The 572-nt window shown below is 33.0% G+C and carries 1 protein-coding gene; it reads left to right on the top strand.

The features are described from left to right. Positions 1–572, top strand: a 572-nt coding sequence (locus tag KFD70_RS29340) for a phosphopantetheine-binding protein (RefSeq protein WP_431613560.1), incomplete at both ends; no start/stop codon positions are given.

Here is a 572-nt window from a genome sequence, read left to right on the forward strand (position 1 = left end):
CAGTCAAGTAAAAATAAGAGGTTTTAGGATAGAACTTGGGGAGATAGAAAATAAACTGTTGGAACATGAATCAATAGATGCAGCAGCAGTAATAGTAAAAGAAAAAGAAGAAGAAAAGTTTATATGTGCTTATATCTCAAGTAAGAGACCTTTGGAAGATTTGGACATAAGGATATACCTGGAAAGAAGTCTACCTTATTATATGATACCGCAATATTTTATAGAGATGGATAACATTCCATTAACAGGGAATGGAAAGTTAGACAGAAAGTCTTTACCAGAACCCGATATTATGTCAAATAGAGGAGCATTAGTTTTACCTAGAAATGAAATTGAAGAGAGCTTGTCTAAAATATGGTCAGAAGTGTTAGGGATAGAAAACATAGGCATAGATGATAATTTCTTTAAAATGGGTGGGCATTCACTAAAAGCAACGGTATTGGTATCGAAGATACACAAAGAATTAGAAAAGGAAATCCCATTAAAGGAATTATTTAGACTTCCAACAATTCGGGAATTAGGTGGGTTTATTAGTGATGTGAAGGAAAGTATGTATTTAAGTATAGAGAAGG

Origin of the sequence: Bacillus pfraonensis, assembly GCF_050768835.1 — a bacterium.
GTDB lineage: Bacteria > Bacillota > Bacilli > Bacillales > Bacillaceae_G > Bacillus_A > Bacillus_A pfraonensis.